At 72.0% G+C, this 2,477-nt stretch carries 1 pseudogene; it reads right to left on the bottom strand.

Going from position 1 to position 2,477, the window contains the following annotated elements:
- A pseudogene (locus tag ADL01_RS47825) lies at nucleotides 1–2,477 on the bottom strand (type I polyketide synthase); the annotation flags it as partial.

Genomic DNA, 2,477 nt, shown 5'->3' with positions numbered 1-2,477 from the left:
CCTGCTCGAACAGGACCGTCTGACGCAGATTGCGATACCAATACCCGCCATCCATCGGAGTGTCGGCATCCAGCCAGGCACCCGTCAGCGTCGAGTACAACGGGACCTCGGCAGCCTGCGGGGCGACCCCGTCCAGCGCCTCGCCGATCTGCTGCTCGATCTGCTCCACGTACGAGGAATGCGACGCGTAGTCGACCGGGATGGTCCGGGCGCGGATGTCCCGGGCCGTGCACTGCGCGACGAGTTCCTCCAGCGCCTCGGGGTCACCGGAGACGACCACTTGGGAGGGGCCGTTGACGACGGCGATCTCGATGCGGCCGGTCCACGGCTCCAGGAGCGCCTCGGTCTCGTCCTGCGGCAGGACGAGGGAGACCATGCCGCCCTTCCCGGACAGCTCCCGGATGGCCTGGCTGCGCAGGGCGACGACGCGGGCCGCGTCGCGCAGGGTCAGGACGCCCGCGACGCACGCGGCGGCGATCTCGCCCTGGCTGTGGCCCACCACGGCCGACGGCTTCACGCCCGCGGCCTGCCACACCGCAGCCAGCGACACCATGACCGCGAACAGGACGGGCTGGACCACATCCACCTCGTCGAAGCGGCCGCCGTTCAGCTCCTCGACGAGGTCCCAGTCCACGAACTCGGCCAGGGCGTCGGCGCATTCCCGCATCCGCTCGGCGAACACCGGGCTGGAATCCAGCAGTTCACACGCCATGCCCGCCCACTGCGAACCCTGTCCCGGGAAGACGAACACCGGGCGGATCGTGCCGCTCTGGGCACGTCCCGTCACGACGTTCCGCGCCACCGCGTCGTCCTGCGCCAACGACTCAAGACCGGCCAGCAGCTCCTCACGATCCGCGCCGAGCACCACACCCCGGTACTCGAACCGCGACCGTGAAAGCACCAACGACCGAGCCAGGTGGCCGAGTTCGAGGTCCGGGTGCGCCGCGAGGTGGTCCCGCAGCCGGTCCGCCTGCGCACGCAGCGCCTCCGGGGTCTTCCCGGAGAGGGCCAGCGGCACGACGCCCGCCACCACCTGAGCCGGTGCGACGTCCTCGGCAGGCTCGGGCTCTTCGCCCGGCGCCTGCTCCAGGATCACGTGCGCGTTGGTCCCGCTGATGCCGAAGGAGGAGACGGCCGCCCGGCGCGGCGCGCCGTCCTCGCGTCCCGGCCAGTCGCGGGCCTCGGTAAGGAGTTCCACTCCCCCGCCGGTCCAGTCGACCTCGGGGGTCGGGGCATCCACGTACAGCGTCTTCGGCAGGATGCCGTGGCGCATCGCCATGACGGTCTTGATGATGCCGCCGACACCGGCGGCCGCCTGGGTGTGCGCGATGTTCGACTTCAGCGAGCCCAGCCACAAAGGCTGTTCCTCCGAATGCTCCTTGCCGTACGTGGCGATGAGGGCCTGGGCCTCGATGGGGTCGCCGAGGGTGGTGCCCGTGCCGTGTGCCTCGACGGCGTCGACGTCGGCGGGCGTGAGGCGGGGAGCACCTGGTGACCGTTGCGGCGGGCGTCCGACAGCCGCTCAAGGACGAGCATGCCGACGCCCTCGCCCCAGCTCGTGCCGTCGGCGGCGGCCGCGAAGGGCTTGCAGCGGCCGTCGGGGGCGAGGCCCCGCTGGCGGCTGAACTCGGCGAAGGAGGTGGGGGTCGGCATGACCGCAGCGCCGCCCGCGAGCGCCATCGTGCACTCGCCGTTGCGCAGCGCCTGCGCGGCGAGGTGCAGGGCGACGAGCGAGGAGGAGCAGGCGGTGTCGACGGTGATGGCCGGGCCTTCGAAGCCGAAGGAGTACGAGAGGCGGCCGGAGGCGACGCTCGCCGCGTCGCCGGTCATGACGTAGCCCTCGACGCCTTCGGCGCCGTTGAGGGTGGTCGAATAGCCCTGGGTCGACAGGCCGACGAAGACGCCGGTCTCGCTGGCGCGCAGCGCCGACGGCACGATGCCCGCCCGCTCGAACGCCTCCCAGGACGTTTCCAGGAGGAGCCGCTGCTGCGGGTCCATGGCCAGGGCCTCGCGCGGGTTGATGCCGAAGAACTCGGGGTCGAATTCGTCGGCGTCGTGGAGGAAGGCGCCGGTGGTGACGTACGTCAGGCCCTCGTCGCCGTCCGCGTCGGCACCATCGAAGCCCGCGGGGGCGGTGACGTCCCAGCCGCGGTTCTCGGGGAACCCGGTAAGGCCGTCCTCACCGGCGAACACCATGCGCCACAAGTCCTCGGGCGAGCGTACGCCGCCGGGGTAGCGGCAGCTCATCGCGACGACGGCGATGAGGTCGTCCTGTCCGGCCGCCGGGGCGGCGGTGCTCCGCGCGGCGGCAGGAGCGGCAGCGGACCCGGTCTCCGGGAGCGAGCCGAGGAGTTCCGTCCGCAGGTGGCCGGCGAGGGCCTTCGGAGTGGGGTAGTCGAAGACGAGCCCGGCGGGCAGCCGTGTCTCGGTGGCGGCGTTGAGGCGGTTGCGGAGTTCGACGGAGGTGAGGGAGTCGA

The sequence above is a fragment of the Streptomyces sp. NRRL WC-3618 genome, from assembly GCF_001280005.1.
GTDB lineage: Bacteria > Actinomycetota > Actinomycetes > Streptomycetales > Streptomycetaceae > Streptomyces.
Note: the sequence above shows the minus strand (reverse complement) of the source record. Positions and strands in the feature narration are given on the sequence as shown.